Here is a 16,192-nt window from a genome sequence, read left to right as displayed (position 1 = left end):
TACCTGTCAAAATAGCCCATAGACAATTATTTACAGTCGATTCATTTGTCGGTACTATTCCTACGATTTAGGAGAGAGCATTACCACAGGTTATCATGGAATCTATGGTAATGAAAAAGGGCGATTATTAGACGGTAATTTCTATCAAGTTGCCCTCAAAACCGACTATGCAACTCTCATAATAGCCGTCGCCTGTGGTTCGAGGCCCATCTATAACTTCAAAGCCATCTGCTTTTAATTGGGCTGTCAGCTCATCTACTTGCTCTTTACTTCCAATGCTGAATGAAAGATGAATAAACCCTGTTCTGTTCCTTTGTTTCTCACTGTCTGTCATTTGCGGCTTGCTCATCAACTCCAATCGTGTCTTGTCATCGAAAGACAAAAAGAAAGAGCGAAATCCTGTCCGGACGTTGTGGTAACCGGTATTGGACCTTGCCCCGAAGTATTGCACAAAGAAATCTCTTGCGCCTTCAAGGTCGCATACATACATTGCGATATGGTCTATCTTCATAAGCTGTTTTGAAAATTATATATCATCCTAGTTGTAGAGACCGGGATAGCGGTCGGAACCGAACACCTTCACCGGTAAACTGCGGGAGGTGTAGAAGCCAACGATACCAGTACCGCCTCTAACGTTGGAGGGCAGTTTGATTGGGCCGGTGAGATCTTTGTAATCGTCGTAGTATTCCGACTCGCGAAGGTTGAGACTCTTCAGATAATAATAGGCTGCTTCGCTGAATGAGCACACGGTTACGCGGAGGTCGGCCGATAAATTATATAAGTCAATACGGAATTCGGGTATGAACTCATTGGGCGAAATGTAGAAACTGATGTTGCAATCGCGCCCACCCATCATGAGGTCGTTGAATACGGCATAGCGGTTAACTACGCTGCCACCATTAGCTGCATTCATGGCTTCGTCGGAGCTTTGAGTGATTGGCTTACCTTCCATCATAACAGGGTCGCCGGTTGCTATGAAACCTTGGAAAGATATGGGTTTGAAATACTCCAAAGTATTTAGAGAAAAATTTCTTCTGGTTTGGAAGATGGTTGTTGTGAGCCTATAGAAGTCGGTTTGGGGATTATCGCGGAATCGTACCGAAATTTTGTACATGTCGCTCTTTGCCTTCTCGCCCCTGTTGTCGTAGTAGCTCACCTGCTTCACTTCCTCGACTTTGAGTTCGTCGATTTTCTCAATAGGTAGCGGAACGGTTTCTTCGACATAGGCGTGGCCCGAACCGTCAGCCGTCGCAACATCTATTCGCACGCGATCGCCGGGTGCAAACGGGGTATTTATGCGATAGACTTTTGAGATGTCGTTACTCCCGGTGAGGGTTTGACGAAGCTGACCGTTAACGGTTATCTTCATCGTTGCATCCGTGATGAGAATGGGTTGAAGCTCGTCAGTCCATGAGACAGAGAGCACGTTTTCAGCACTGTCTACGTTGATATAGCCGTTCAAGGCAAGGGTTCGTTTCAGATATTTTCGATCGAGGTCTATTTCATTCTTGCAGCTTGTAAGGATAACTCCCAATATTGCGATGAGGGCGATAAGAATGCCCGGTTTGAATTGTTTCATTGCTCTTAGAATTTATATGTAACGGTGAATGATGGGATGATTGGTAGGATGGTTATTTTGTTCAGCTTAGGATATTGTTGTCCCGTACCAACTTTGTCTTTCTTGATAACGAGCGTTGGATTCATGGCATTATAGGCATTGTAGATGCTTATGTTCCATGTGCGCTCAATGCCTCTTTTGAGCATTTTGCGAAAGTTGGCCCCGAGACAAAGCAGATGAGTGGGCGGAAGACGATAGTTATTGCGATTCGAAACATAGTCGGCAATCTTCGAGCCTTCGGGCGTCACTATGTAGCCTTGTTCGAGGGCTATAGTAGCGGCTACTCCGGAGTAATAGGCCCAGGTGGCGTCAAGATCGAAGTTTTTACCTGCTTTCCAATTGAACACGAGGTTGAGATTGTGCCTACGGTCGTAGGTGAAGGGGAATCGTTCGCCTCCATTGACTCCGCTTTCCTTACTGAACTGGCGATCGGATTTCGATAGCGTGTAGGCCAGCCATCCGGTTACCCGTCCAACGGTTCGGTGGAGCATGAACTCTAGTCCCATTGAGCGTCCTTCGCCCATACTCACGAGTCGTTCCCAGTTACCCGAGAATCCCATAAATCCCATACCGTCTTTATATTCGAGTACGTTGGTTAGCTTTTTTGTGTAGGCTTCGAGAGATATTTCCCAGCCTTTCCACCCGGTATAGTAAGCTCCGACGCTTAACTGGCGCGAGCGTTCGGGCTTAATATTTTCGGTTATTGGTACCCATAGGTCGGTTGGCATTGAGATGGGCATGGAAGTGAGCAGGTGAAAGCATTGCGACATTTCGCTGTAGGATGCTTTCAATGCCACGTCGTTCAACATTTGCCAGCGTACCGATACACGGGGCTGAAAGCTTACATAGGTTTTACGACGAACGCGGAACATAGCCATCGACCCGCCGATATTCATGGTCAGAGCATCGCCGATTTTCCAATCGTCTTCAGCATAAACCAGTGCGTCGTTGGCATATATTGGGCGTTTCGGCAGCAAGAATGTCTCTTTGGTTGGTTCCTCGTACATTCCTTTTTTCTGGTAGTCGCTGCCTACAACTTCGGGTACAAAAGTATGATAAGTGTACGACCCGCCGAACTTTATACTGTGCTGCGGCAAAGGTTCGTAGTCGAAGTCGATGGCGGCAGACCAGTCTTTAATCGACGAGCCGTAAGTAACATCGATGTTTTCGAAGTTGCCACTATCCCAAGTGCTATGGTCGAAGCTGTAAAGATCCATATCGTAGTTGTTATATGCAACGGTGGTGTTTGCAAAGAGTCGGTTACCGAAGATGTGGTTCCATCTCAACGATGCGATTGTATTTCCCCAGCCTACGTCTACGCCGAAACGGTTCGGATAATCTTTAGTATCCTGGTCCATCACGTCTCTACCGCGATAGGCCGAGAGATAGAGTCGGTCTTTGTCAGAGAATCGGTGATTAATCTTCAAATTCAGGTCGTAGAACTGATAGCCGTACTTGTCGTCCTTCTCCATGAAAGGCTGCGCGAGCCACTTCACATAGGTTGTTCTCCCGGAAAAGTTGAACGACGTTCTATCCTTTATTATAGGCCCCTCAAATTGCACTCGGCTCGTGAGCAAACCAATTGATGCTGTACCGTGAAAGCGGCGCATATCTCCATCTTTGGTTCGTACGTCCACAACCGACGACAGCCGCCCATTGTAGCGTGCCGGATAGGAACTCTTGTAAAATGTAACCTTCTTCAATGCCTCGGGTGTAAACACGGAGAAGAAGCCGAACATGTGGTCAACCTTATAAATCGGCGTCCCGTCGAGCAGAATCAGATTCTCGTCAGCATTTCCACCTCTCACATAGAACCCTGCCATGCCATCCATTCCCGTCTGCACTCCAGGCAACATCTGTAGCGTTCTAATCACATCAGTTTCGCCAAGCAGCGATGGTGTATGCGAAATCTGAGTTACGGGAATATCAATCACACCCATTCCGGTAGCCTGAATGCCAGCATTATTTTTCGATACCACAACGACCTCCGACAATTCGGTTGACTGTCTAAGCCGGAAGTTAATAACCGTGTCGCGGTCGAGCTGCAAATTAAGCTCTTCCCCACCGTAGCCCACATACGAGCACCGGAGCTTCACCTGTCCGGCCGGCATCGTGATTGTATAGAATCCAAATGAATTAGTTGTTGTTCCGACATTCGACATTCGGTTTTGAATAATAGCTCCCAATAGAGTTTCGCTCGATTGAGCATCCTGAACATATCCGCTTACCGTTACTTTCTTTTGTGCTATAGCCGGCACAGAAATCATCAATGCCAGCCAAAGAATAAATCTCATAGTATAATTTTTATGTCTTATGGTAATAATTAAGAGAACCGAAGCAAAGGTATGGGGAAAGTTAATCATAACACACGCTTATCCACGAGAAATTACACGCTAGTCCACGTGTATCTATTCCCGTATCCCCGAGCGATTACAACCCTATTCCGAAGCGATTATTCCCGTACTCCATTCTATTTATATACGGAGTTCCTTTTATTTGTATACGTACTCTCATTATTTTCTAAACCGAGAAATTAAATTATCATCATTATGAAAAATTAGTTTCATCATGATGATACAAACGTTTCATCGTGATGATAAATTTGTTTCATCACGATGATAATTCGATTTCTCCAGTATGTCTATGATACAACTCCCTAATGTAAATAGAAGGGAGTACGTATATAAATAAAAGGAACTCTGTATATAAATAGAATGGAGTAAGTATGTAACTAATCACTGAAAATGAAGAGAAATCGAAGCTGGCGCAAACCAACTGATAATGAGTGATAAACGGAACGATCTGCATAGAAGTGCTCTTTTCAAAAAGGGCAGGAATATGCAGATTTAGGCAGAAGTTCAGTTACCAGAGTGTTACCTTGTTTTGATGTTGGTAACGATGGTGCAGCATTCGGTAACTGAATTATTTTCGCTCGTGTGGCTGTTGCTTCGGTCGGCAGTTTTCTGCGTAAGTGAGGAACGCTTTAATTCGGGTAACTTTGCCCACAAATATTAAAGCGTATGAAAACAGAGAAAATGAAGGTGCTGCTCTACCTTAAAAAGAGCAGTTTGGACAAGTTGGGGAAAGCTCCGATTATGGGGCGTATTACCATTGAGCGTTCCATTGCCCAGTTCAGTTGTAAACTCTCCTGCAATCCCGACTTATGGAATTCACGTGAGAGCAGAATGGACGGCAAGAGCCGCGAGGCGGTGGAGGTAAATGGGAGATTGGAGAACCTGTTGCTTTCCATTCAATCTGCCTATCAGTCGCTAATTGCCAAAGGACAGCCATTTGATGCAACCGATGTAAAGGAACAGTTTCAAGGCTGTGTGCAGGCACGATGTATGCTCATCGAGAGATTGGATATGCTCATCAAGGAGAAGGAAAGCCATATCGGTATAGACATCAAGGAAGAGTCTATGTCCGCCTATTATTCCACTCGAAAACGATTGCAGGAGTTCATTCAGAAGAAGTGTCATGTTTCAGATTTGGCTTTCTCGCAGCTTACAGAAAGCTTCATCTACGAATTGCAGACGTTCTGTCTTGGCGAACTCGGTCATCAGCAAAGCACATTTTTCAGAGTTGCAGCAGATTTGAAGACTGGCTGCAGGCTGGCTTATCGTGAGGGGCTGGCTGATACGCTTCTGTTTGACAAAGTCCATATAGAACGCGGAGACAAGAAAACACCGAAGGCACTTGACCAAGAAGCATTGGACAAGTTGAAGGCAATCTGCTTTGATGAGTTGGAAGAGGAAATGGAAACCGCTCGTGATGTGTTTCTCTTCGCCTGTTATACCGGTGCAGCCTATTGTGATTTGATGGAACTAAGCAAGAAGCATCTTGTTCGTGATGATAATGGTAGCCTTTGGTTGAAGTTCAACCGGCAGAAGACGGGCGTGCTTTGTCGTATCAAGCTGTTGCCCGAAGCTGTTCGGTTAATTGAGAAAATGCACAGCGATGAAAGGGAAGCACTACTGCCTTTCATAAAATATCCCACTTATCAGTCTTGTCTCAAAGCCTTACGATTACGAGCAGGTATTTCTTTTCCCTTTACCTCGCACACGGCAAGACATACCTTTGCCACACTTATCACATTGGAGCAGGGCGTTCCTATTGAAACGGTGAGCAAGATGCTCGGACATACGAACGTAAGTATGACCGAACGTTATGCGAAGGTTACACCGCAGAAACTCTTTGAGGAGTTTAACCGTTTCCTTTCTTTCACTGAAGATTTGCGTTTAACCATTTAACCAAGATTTTTTATGAGAAGTACATTTAAGATATTGTTTTACATCAACAGAAAGAAAATAAAAGCAGACGGCAAGACCGCTATTCTCTGCCGTATCACCATAGACGGAAAGAGTACCGCCATTACCACAGGCGAGGAATGCAAATCCTCCGAGTGGAACAGTAGGCAAGGGATGACAACCGATAAGAAGACCAATCAAAGAATTGGCAAGTTCAGGGAATTACGCCAATTCGGGATAAGATGGCTGTGGCTCTAAATACCACCTATATTTCAATTGCCATTACTATACGCCAATCCCTCCTGGGTTGTTAGCTTACCGCAGGCAAATTGGCCTGCTGCGTTTGTGCGGCAGGTGTCGTCAGCATCGGTTATGGTAGCTTTATAGCACATCCCGGCCCAATGTTGTTCTTCTTGAACCAGCCTTGCGGCACTTCGAGCGCATAGCGCACAGATTGCGACGACTCTACACTTGCCTCACTGAACGGAGCCATATCGCGTGTTTCGCAGATTTCGCCACTTGCACTGATGAACGCGATTGAAAGGGGCGTAGGCGTGTCTTTCATCCAGAAGGCGATCTTTCGGTCTGTTTTAAACACAAAAAGCATGCCCGTTCCATCGGGAATATTTGTGCGCCCCATAAAGCCTTTTGTCATCTCTCGGCGAGAGCGGGCAAGCTCAACTGTTATGGGAATGGTCTTGCCGTCAAGATTTGTAATTGCCAAATCCTTTTTCTCAAATTCGAGCACAGATGTTGAACATGCGCTAAAAATGGCGCAGCACAATACAACCGCTCCTTTCAGCACCAGCTTCGCATGCACCTGTAAAAACTTTTTCGTGGTTAATCCTTTGTAAGTCATAATACAATTCATTATTTATTGGTCTGTAATTTATGGTGTTGTGGATAAGAAACAGCTCTTCCGAAAGCAAAGGTAATCTATTTTTTGCAAAACACGAAAAAGTTTTTGTTGTTTTTCTTGGTTGTTTTTTGCCACGCTGAAAGCAAATATTTTATTTATGTTGCAGATGCTTGCAAAGGCCAGTTTGGTATAACTAAGAATGTAACTTGCTACCTTTCCACCTCGTTCTATCGATTGCCCTGTTCGTCTGTTGGGCATGTTAAAAACACGCGAAGAAGTCTCTTCCAGGCCGCTTTTGAGCAACTTGTCGTGTTACAGCATGCTTGTAATCTCGTTACACTTTGCTCGTAACCCTGTTACAAGCATGCTGTAAATGGGATGGACTCCAAATGTAAAAGATTGCCCTCGTATGAACCGCAAAACATTTTTCGTATCGGTCTTGCAGGAATCTCGCAAGCGTTTTGTAAGTTTACGCGGCCTTTGCGGAAAGTCCGCAGGGGAGGACAAACAAAAAAAATGAAATTAATTTATAAACCGATGAAAAGAGTATTTTTAATAGTAATGCTTTCTATAAGCTTTTTTACCGTGCAAGCACAGGATAGAAAGTCGTATGAGGACAAGATGAATAAGCTCGAAAAGGAATATAATTCTCTCGTTGAGCTCTATAAAACAATTGCGGAGAAGAATCCCAATAGTTTGACGGAGGCTGACAAGGAGCAAATGCTAGAAATTACTGTCAAAGCCGACTCTTTGGATTCCGTGCAAACTGTTTTAACTATGGAAATCGTTAGAAAGTTCAAAGATTCTAAGTTTCCCGCAAAATATGTGGAAGCAGCAATGTATAGTCTTGAATATGATGAGTTGAAAGAGGCAGTGGATTCTAATAGTGGATATTACAATGAGCCGCAGATGGAACGACCTAAGAAACTGCTAGCATCCTTTGAACTACGTCATCCGGGTATGATGTTCAAAGATTTCGAGATGTTAGATTTGAATGGTAAGATGGTAAAGCTAAGTCAATGGGCTGGAAAAGGGAAATATGTATTTGTTGACTTTTGGGCTAGTTGGTGCGGTCCATGTCTTAGGGAAATGCCTAATGTAGTTGAGGCATACAAACGATTCCATGATAAAGGTTTGGAGATTGTCGGCGTTAGTTTCGATAAGGATAAGAAAAACTGGGCGGCAGCTGTTGAAAGGTTTGGTATGACATGGCCGCAGATGTCCGACCTGAAATATTGGGAAAGTGCAGCGGTTTCACTTTATGGTATTCGTGGAATTCCAGCAAATGTCCTACTCGACCCTGACGGTAAAATAATCGCATTAGATCTTCAAGGAGATAATCTACAGAAGAAACTGGAAGAAATTTATAAGTAGTATTTATTTCCGTATTAGGAAGGTATTTATTGATGGGCTCACTGTTCAACCTGTTCAATTTTTGGAGCTTTCATCTCGGGCTTCTGTACTTTAATCGGTACAGGCTCTTCTTTCGTAGCGGTGGGAGGAGTAGATGGAACTATAACGGGCTCGGCAGGAGATTCAATATCCGGTTCGGCAGTTTTTGAAGGAGTGGGTTCAGGTTCAATATATTCCACTTTTTTATTTTCTTTCTCTTCAACCTTTTCGGCTTCCTGTTTGGTTAGGACAGGAATCTTTGAAGTTGTATCGATGCCGATGACTTCACCTGATGTGTTAACATTATATTTGCGAGGTGGCGCCATCTGGCGAGTAGCCATCAAAATGGAAAGAAGTATGCTTCCAGCAAACAATGTAATGGCACATATTGCAACAGGAATGGTGTAGGTTGGTTTACTGTTGGATGTTCGTTTCATTTGGATTTGTCCTTTGATTTGCATTGTACTTAGGATGGTTCTTCTGGCCAGGCAAAAGTAATGAATTTCCGGCGGAATATTCTATCTTTGCAAGCGGTTGGAGGCCTCTCAAACCTTAATAAACAGCGCCTAACGACTAATACAAACCGAAATAAAATGATTAGAAAGCTTGCTCTTTTTCTGATAACACTGCTCCTCGTAACTGAGATTCAGGCACAGTTTTCCCGACCGAAATTAGTGGTTGGGATCGTTGTAGACCAAATGCGGTGGGACTACCTTTATTATTATTACAACGACTACGGGACCAACGGTCTGAGGCTTTTGCTCAGTGAGGGTTTTTCTTTCCAAAATACACAGATTGATTATGCACCTACGGTGACTTCCATTGGGCACAGTTCGATTTTCACGGGTTCCGTGCCGGCATTTACAGGGATTGCGGGAAACAACTTCTATGATGATGATAAGCCTGTTTATTGCTGTTATGACCCGAATGTAGAGAGTGTTGGTTCGACTAGTAGGGAAGGGAAAATGAGTCCGCATCGGATGCTCACATCCACAATAGGCGACGAACTGGGCGTAGCAACCGATTTCCGATCTAAGGTTGTTGGAATAGCTTTGAAAGACCGTGGTGCGATTCTTCCAGCTGGTCATTCGGCTAATGCTGCATATTGGTGGGATACATCAGCAGGGCATTTCGTAAGTTCAACTTTCTATATGACTCAACTGCCGAAGTGGGTAGAAGAGTTCAATAAGAAGAATCACACAGAACCTAAGTTCAACATAAAAACATCGCTAATGGGCGTTACACTCACTTTCCGTATGGCCGAGGCGGCACTGAAAAATGAGCGACTTGGACAAGGAAAGGAAACAGATATGCTCACAGTGAGCATATCACCAACAGATGCCATCGGTCACGAATATTCAACACGCGGAAAGGAAAATCGCGAGGTTTATATGCAGCTCGACAAAGACCTTGCACACTTTCTAAAAGAGTTAGACAGCAGGGTTGGACGCAACAACTATCTACTCTTTCTTACGGCCGACCACGGAGCTGCTCACAACTATAACTACATGAAAGAACATCGTATTCCAGCCGGCGCATGGAGCTACGAAACAACGGTTAAGCAACTCAATGAGCATTTGCAGGCTATATTCGGAATTATGCCGGTTATGAAAGAAGACAACTATCAGTTCTATTTAAACGATTCGGTTATTGCGCAATCCGGTAGGAATAAACAGGAGGTGATAGACGAGGCTATTAATTTTCTACTACAGGACCCGCAGTTTCTATATGTTTTCGACCAAGAGAAACTTGGTACGGTTGCCATGCCTGAATTTATTAGGAGCCGTATGTTGAAAGGCTATTTCAGGGGACGTTCTGGCGAAATCGGTGTAGTTACACGACTACAATATTTTGGTGCAAAGAATTCGCCCGACTATCGAGGCACGTCACATGGCCAACCCTTTGTCTACGACACGCATATTCCATGGGTCATGTTCGGTTGGGGTGTTCAGCACGGCGAATCGTTTGCCGAAACAAACATCACAGACATCGCGCCTACTATTTGTGCGATGCTACACATTCAAATGCCCAACGGAAGTATTGGAAAAATTCGTTTACCGTTGTTGAACGAAAAGGATACCCGCTAAACATGCAGATTGCAATAGCCGGGAACATCGGGAGTGGTAAAACAACTCTTACGACAATGCTTGCTGAACGCTACGGATGGCAGCCTAAGTTCGAGTCGGTTGACTATAATCCTTATCTTGAGGATTATTATCGGGACATCCAGCGTTGGTCGTTTGCAATGGAAGTATTTTTCCTCAAAGAACGATTTAAAGCTTTGTTGGATATTCAAAAAACTAGTCATAACACCATTCAAGACCGCTCGATATATGAGGGTGTATTCGTTTTTACGGCAAACAACTATGCGATGGGAAACCTCAACGAGCGTGATTATTCAACCTACATGGAACTGTTCGAGCAAATGACTCGCGAGATTGAAATGCCCGATCTCATGATATTCCTCCGCTCATCGGTTGCCCACCTCGTGCAGAATATTGAGAAACGAGGGCGTAACTACGAGCAGAAAATACCCATCGAATATCTGGAAAATATTAATCGCAGATACGACGACTTCACTGCCAAACAATATAAAGGCAGGGTATTGACTATTGACGTCGACAAGCTCGATTTTCAGCATCGTCCAAAAGACTTCGGACTGATAACCGACAAAATCGACCGTGAACTTTTCGGATTATTTTAGAACAAATAAATATGCACATAGCAATAGCCGGAAACATCGGCGCAGGCAAAACAACTTTGGCAACCATGCTGGCCAAAAGATATGGTTGGAAGGCTCATTTCGAACCGGTGGACAACAATCCTTATCTCGAAGATTATTATGAAGACATGGCCCGATGGTCGTTCAACCTGCAAATATATTTCCTCAACAAACGCTTCCGCGACATTGTAGACATATCCCGCTTGAACGAAACGGTTGTGCAGGATAGGACAATCTTCGAAGACGCCTGCATCTTTGCACCCAATCTGCGTGACATGGGAATGATGAGCGAACGCGATTTCGAAAACTATACAGACCTGTTTAACCTCATGCTAAGTCTGGTGAAACTGCCCGACCTACTCATCTACATTCGTTCGTCGGTGCCGCATCTCATCGATCAGATCCAACGTAGAGGCCGGAACTATGAGCAAACAATGCGTATAGACTACCTCAGAGGTCTCAACAAGCGCTATGAGGAATGGATAAAAACCTACGATGGACATATGATTATAGTTGACGGCGACACAACCGATTTCGAAAATAATGCACAACATTTCCAGCGGATAACCGACATGATTGACGACCGACTCTACGGATTGTTCCCCATTGAATGAAATAAGAAACATCATATAAACAACAAATAACATCAAATCTTATGGAAAGAATCAAAGTCCTAATTATAGGAAGCGGACCGGCAGGCTACACAGCAGCCATTTACGGTGGACGCGCTAACCTCAGTCCAGTACTTTACTCAGGAATCCAACCAGGTGGACAGCTCACTACCACCACTATAATCGAAAACTTCCCCGGATTCCACGAAGGCATCGACGCCAACATACTCATGCAGGAAATGAAACAGCAGGCCGAACACTTCGGGGCTGATGTTCGAGACGGGTCTATTGTAAAAGCAGACCTATCCAGTAGACCGTTCAAGCTCGAGGATGAAAGCGGAAACCAAATCGAAGCCGAATCACTCATCATCGCAACCGGAGCCAGTGCAAAATATCTAGGCTTGGCCGATGAAGAAAAATATCGGGGCGAAGGCGTTAGCGCATGTGCAACTTGCGACGGATTTTTCTATCGCAAACGCGTCGTAGCCGTTGTTGGCGGCGGCGACACAGCATGTGAGGAGGCTACCTATCTGGCCGGACTGGCCCGAAAAGTCTATATGATAGTTCGCAAGCCCTACCTACGAGCTGCCGAAATTATGCGCAAACGTGTTGAGGAAAATCCCAATATCGAAATCCTTTACAACACAAACACCCTTGGTCTTTTTGGCGATAACGGATTAGAAGGCGCCCATCTCGTGCGTTTCAAAGGCGAGCCAAACGAAGAAAAATTCGACATCGCAATCGACGGATTCTTCCTCGCCATCGGTCACAAGCCAAACACCGACCTTTTCAAAGGCCAAATCGATCTCGATGAACAAGGTTTTATCCTCACCAAACCGAAGTCGACCGCAACAAACATCGAAGGAGTATTTGCAGCCGGCGATGTGGCCGACCCGACCTATCGTCAAGGAGTCATCGCCGCCGCGACAGGTGCAATGGCAGCTATCGAAGCCGACCGTTTCCTGCGATAAATCTTCTCAACTGTTATTGCTGTCCGATATTTCATAAGACAATTGGAGAGTAATTAAAGGTAAATGCCGCCCCCACTCTGGGACGGCATACTCACCAAAAGTGAATGCACGAATTGAAATTCTAATAAGATAGTAAGTACAGATGAAAAGACATTTAAGACGTAATTATCAGTCTACCGCTTGCCTGTTCGTTGCAATATTCTGTACCCAATTGATAACGGCATGCGGTTTTTCAAAAACAAATAACACTCTCAAAAGAGACACACTCATGACAACAGAACAACATAAAACTCGCGAAATATATCTTGCCGGAGGATGTTTCTGGGGAACAGAACATTTCTTCAAGCAAGTGGTAGGAGTTGTAGCAACCGAGGTGGGCTACGCAAATGGAAAAATCAAGAATCCAACCTACGAGCAAGTGTGTACCGATAAAACCCAGTTTGCCGAAACTGTGCACGTTGTCTACGACCCAGAAAAAATAACCCTTACCAAGCTACTTGAAATATATTTCGAGGCCATCGACCCAACATCCATAAATCAGCAAGGGCCCGACCGTGGCTCGCAATATCGAACCGGAGTCTACTACACCGACCCTGACGATCGTAGCGTCATTCAAGCCTTCTTCGACCATAAGCAAAGACACCTTAACGACCATATCGCCGTGGAACTACAACCCCTCAAGAACTTCTACAAAGCCGAAGACTATCATCAAGACTATCTCGAAAAGAATCCCAACGGCTATTGCCATATCCCCTCAAGCCTTTTCGAATACGCACGGAAAGCAAACAAATAACCTTGTAATATTAATTTATAGCATGAAAACAATCAGCACAAACAACACAGCCTTCTATCACATCGTGGCCATACTCACGGTAATGATATGGGGCACAACCTTCATCAGTACCAAGAAACTTCTTGTAGTAGGTATGCAGCCCGAAGAAATATTCTTCATGCGATTCCTTCTTGCCTATATCTGCATCTGGTTTATATCCCCGCGCAAGCTCTTCGCCGAGAGCTGGAAAGATGAAGTTCAAATGGCCCTTCTCGGCTTCTTCGGTGGAACACTATTCTTCGTTGCCGAAAACAAAGCCGTTGGATTCACCTATGTCAACGACGTGAGTTTCATTGGATGCACCGCCCCGCTCATGACAGTCATGTTAGCCCTGATATTCTTCCGCGACAGCGTTAAAATGAGCTGGAAGCTTCTCATTGGTTCCATCATAGCCATGGCCGGTGTCGGAGTAGTGATATTTAACGGTCAGTTCGTGCTTCATGTCGATTTACGAGGCTACTTTCTCGCGCTGTTTGCCTCGTTTAGCTGGGCTATCTATTCGCTAATTATGAAGCGTGTTTCGAGTCGTTATTCGGCAGTGTTCATCACCCGCAAGGTATTTTTCTATGGCGTTCTGGGCACTCTTCCATTCTTCCTCATCAGTCCATGGACTTTCCCGCTGAGCGGCTTTCTCGACCTCAAAGTGTGCGGAAATCTTCTCTTCCTGGGCGTGCTGGCCTCTTTTGCCTGTTTCGCCACTTGGAGTTGGGCTATCGCTAAACTTGGAGCTCTGAAAACATCGAACTACATATATCTCAATCCCATCACCACCGTTATTGCCAGCGCAATATTCCTCGATGAACCCATGACGCTCATGGCCTATTTGGGCAGCGCCCTTATTCTAATCGGAGTTTATTTCGCAAACAAGGCCGAAGGTATATAGCCCATCACCCTCCTACCAGAAAAGACACATAGTTTTATTTACTTTTGCATCACCCAAAACCTAACGAGAAAAAATATTATGCTTGAGAAAAACATACGGGAAGAAATCATATCCCTTATTCAGCAACAAGTGGTTCCGGCAGTGGGATGCACGGAGCCTATGGCAGTGGCGCTCACAACCGCTCGCGCAACCGAACTTCTTGGTAAAAAACCAACGCACATCCGCGTGCTCCTCTCGGCTAACATCCTCAAAAACGCAATGGGCGTAGGCATTCCCGGAACAGGAATGATTGGTTTGCCGATAGCCATCGCACTCGGAGCAACTATCGGTAAATCGGAATATAAACTCGAAGTAATAAAAGACCTCACACCCGAAACACTCGAACAAGGAAAGAAGTATCTCGAAGAATGTCCGATAGACATCTGCCTGAAAGATGGCATAACCGAAAAGCTTTACATTGAAGTGATATGCCAGGCCGACGAGCACACTGCTTCGGCCATAATTGCCCACAGTCATACCAACATTGTATATGAAGAACGCAACGGCGAAATATTACTCGACAACCGGGCACCTGGTACAGCCGAAACCGCGACAAAAGGTCCGGAACTGAATTTGCGTACTGTTTGGGAGTTTGCAACAACCACCCCGATAGACGAAATCAGATTCATCCTCGAAGCCAAACGCTACAACCTGCGAGCTGCAGCACAGGCTCTCAAAGGAAACTACGGACATTGTCTAGGAAAGGTTATGGACCGCCCACTGAGCCGTGGAATCTTCGGTAACAGCATCTTCTCGCACATCATCTCCAAAACCGCTTCGGCCTGCGATGCACGAATGGGCGGCGCGCTAATTCCTGTGATGAGCAATAGCGGTTCGGGCAACCAAGGTATATGTGCCACAAATCCCGTAGCCGTCTTCGCAAAAGAGAATGAAAACACACCCGAGGAACTCATTCGAGCCCTCACGCTGAGTCATCTTACGGCAATCTACATCAAGCAAAGCCTCGGCACCCTTTCAGCTCTTTGCGGATGCGTGGTTGCGAGTATCGGTTCGAGTTGCGGTATAACCTATCTCATGGGGGGCGACTACACCAATATCTGTCACTCGGTGAAAAACATGATTGCTAACCTCACCGGAATGATATGCGACGGAGCTAAACCCAGTTGCTCGCTCAAAATCTCGTCGGGCGTATCGACAGCCGTTCTTTCGGCCACACTATCGATGGAGGGCAAGCACGTCACAGCTGCCGAGGGAATAATTGATGAAGATGTCGACCGTTCCATCCGCAACTTAACCAGCATCGGCAAGGAGGCCATGTGCATAACCGACGACATGGTGCTCGACATCATGACTCACAAAGGAAATTGCTAACTGTCGAGTAGTTCGACTTTGAAGAGAGCCTAATTAATAAGTTGGGCTCTCTTCTTTTTTCTTGGGCGGCGTTTCCCAAACTTGGGAAGAGCAACTTTTTTCTCAGGCAACGTTTCCCAAACTTGGGAAGAGCAACTTTTTTCTCGGGCGACGTTTCCCAAACTTGGGAAGAGCAACTTTTTTTTCAGGCAACGTTTCCCAAACTTGGGAAGAGCAACTTTTTTCTAGGACGACGTTTCCCAAACCCGGGAAGAGCAACTTTTTTCTCTGGCGACGTTTCCCAAACTTGGGAAGAGCAACTTTTTTCTCAGGCGACGTTTCCCAAACTTGGGAAGAGCAACTTTTTTCTCAGGCGACGTTTCCCCCACCCGGGAAGAGCAACTTTTTTCTAGGGCGACGTTTCCCCCACCCGGGAAGAGCAACTTTTTTCTCAGGCGACGTTTCCCCCACCCGGGAAGAGCAACTTTTTTCTCAGGCGACGTTTCCCCCACCCGGGAAGAGCAACTTTTTTCTAGGGCGACATTTCCCCTGCCCGGGAGACAGACAGAAAATCATTGCGAGTTCTGTAAAAATAGGTAGATTTGCGTTCGTAAATTTCAATAATACAGAGATAGACGGCAATTCGGATGAGAATATAATTTCACGACTCGCGTCACGGAAAATCCCATCCGCACAAGTTGAATATC

At 45.4% G+C, this 16,192-nt stretch carries 14 protein-coding genes and 1 pseudogene; 10 read left to right on the top strand and 5 right to left on the bottom strand.

Annotated elements, in window-relative coordinates:
* Positions 1-127: 127 nt before the first annotated feature.
* From HMPREF9140_RS02475 to HMPREF9140_RS02465, 3 genes are read right to left on the bottom strand one after another with little or no spacing between them, the layout of a single operon-like run.
* Positions 128-511 carry a VOC family protein gene (locus HMPREF9140_RS02475; RefSeq protein WP_006951531.1) on the bottom strand — a complete coding sequence of 128 codons (384 nt, stop codon included), beginning with the start codon at positions 509-511 and terminating at the stop codon, positions 128-130.
* A gap of 27 nt (positions 512-538) precedes the next feature.
* Positions 539-1,579, bottom strand: a complete 1,041-nt coding sequence (locus tag HMPREF9140_RS02470) for a DUF4249 domain-containing protein (protein ID WP_006951530.1) — start codon at positions 1,577-1,579, stop codon at positions 539-541.
* A gap of 5 nt (positions 1,580-1,584) precedes the next feature.
* Positions 1,585-3,912 carry a TonB-dependent receptor gene (locus tag HMPREF9140_RS02465; protein ID WP_006951529.1) on the bottom strand — a complete coding sequence of 776 codons (2,328 nt, stop codon included), beginning with the start codon at positions 3,910-3,912 and terminating at the stop codon, positions 1,585-1,587.
* A gap of 726 nt (positions 3,913-4,638) precedes the next feature.
* Between HMPREF9140_RS02465 and HMPREF9140_RS02460 the strand changes: the two genes are divergently transcribed.
* Together HMPREF9140_RS02460 and HMPREF9140_RS02455 are read left to right on the top strand one after the other, a co-directional pair.
* A complete protein-coding gene (locus HMPREF9140_RS02460; RefSeq protein WP_006951528.1) occupies positions 4,639-5,868 on the top strand; it encodes a site-specific integrase in 1,230 nt (409 codons plus the stop codon).
* Between the two features lie 12 nt (positions 5,869-5,880).
* Positions 5,881-6,090, top strand: a pseudogene (locus HMPREF9140_RS02455) (Arm DNA-binding domain-containing protein); the annotation flags it as partial.
* A 145-nt stretch (positions 6,091-6,235) separates the two neighbouring features.
* Here HMPREF9140_RS02455 and HMPREF9140_RS02450 read toward each other — a convergent pair.
* Entirely contained in the window at positions 6,236-6,736 is a 501-nt protein-coding gene (locus tag HMPREF9140_RS02450) for a DUF192 domain-containing protein (protein ID WP_238300748.1), read from the bottom strand.
* Positions 6,737-7,261: 525 nt separating this feature from the next.
* On the opposite strand from HMPREF9140_RS02450, the gene HMPREF9140_RS02440 reads away from it, so the two are divergent.
* A complete protein-coding gene (locus tag HMPREF9140_RS02440; RefSeq protein WP_025073365.1) occupies positions 7,262-8,098 on the top strand; it encodes a peroxiredoxin family protein in 837 nt (278 codons plus the stop codon).
* A gap of 38 nt (positions 8,099-8,136) precedes the next feature.
* Here HMPREF9140_RS02440 and HMPREF9140_RS02435 read toward each other — a convergent pair whose 3' ends face one another.
* On the bottom strand, positions 8,137-8,553 hold the full coding sequence (locus HMPREF9140_RS02435) for a hypothetical protein (RefSeq protein WP_006951524.1): 417 nt from the start codon (positions 8,551-8,553) through the stop codon (positions 8,137-8,139).
* 156 nt (positions 8,554-8,709) lie between these two features.
* Here HMPREF9140_RS02435 and HMPREF9140_RS02430 point away from each other — a divergent pair, with 156 nt between their 5' ends.
* The 7 genes from HMPREF9140_RS02430 (at position 8,710) to HMPREF9140_RS02400 (ending at position 15,506) form a co-directional block, all read left to right on the top strand.
* Entirely contained in the window at positions 8,710-10,203 is a 1,494-nt protein-coding gene (locus HMPREF9140_RS02430; RefSeq protein WP_006951523.1) for an alkaline phosphatase family protein, read from the top strand.
* A 2-nt stretch (positions 10,204-10,205) separates the two neighbouring features.
* The gene (locus tag HMPREF9140_RS02425; RefSeq protein WP_006951522.1) at positions 10,206-10,820 is read left to right on the top strand and encodes a deoxynucleoside kinase; all 615 of its coding nucleotides are present in this window, start codon (positions 10,206-10,208) and stop codon (positions 10,818-10,820) included.
* An 11-nt stretch (positions 10,821-10,831) separates the two neighbouring features.
* Positions 10,832-11,452, top strand: a complete 621-nt coding sequence (locus HMPREF9140_RS02420; RefSeq protein WP_006951521.1) for a deoxynucleoside kinase — start codon at positions 10,832-10,834, stop codon at positions 11,450-11,452.
* Between the two features lie 41 nt (positions 11,453-11,493).
* Entirely contained in the window at positions 11,494-12,420 is a 927-nt protein-coding gene (gene trxB / locus HMPREF9140_RS02415; RefSeq protein WP_006951520.1) for a thioredoxin-disulfide reductase, read from the top strand.
* 268 nt (positions 12,421-12,688) lie between these two features.
* Positions 12,689-13,213, top strand: coding sequence for a peptide-methionine (S)-S-oxide reductase MsrA (gene msrA, locus HMPREF9140_RS02410; RefSeq protein WP_018571954.1), 525 nt, complete (start codon positions 12,689-12,691; stop codon positions 13,211-13,213).
* A gap of 22 nt (positions 13,214-13,235) precedes the next feature.
* On the top strand, positions 13,236-14,135 hold the full coding sequence (locus HMPREF9140_RS02405; protein WP_006951512.1) for a DMT family transporter: 900 nt from the start codon (positions 13,236-13,238) through the stop codon (positions 14,133-14,135).
* Positions 14,136-14,213: 78 nt separating this feature from the next.
* Complete coding sequence (locus HMPREF9140_RS02400; RefSeq protein ID WP_006951510.1) at positions 14,214-15,506, top strand: L-cysteine desulfidase family protein; 1,293 nt, start codon at positions 14,214-14,216, stop codon at positions 15,504-15,506.
* Positions 15,507-16,192 lie beyond the last annotated feature (686 nt).

Origin of the sequence: Prevotella micans F0438, assembly GCF_000243035.1 — a bacterium.
GTDB lineage: Bacteria > Bacteroidota > Bacteroidia > Bacteroidales > Bacteroidaceae > Prevotella > Prevotella micans.
The sequence above is the reverse complement of the archived record's forward strand: the minus strand, read 5'-3'. Positions and strand labels throughout refer to the sequence as shown.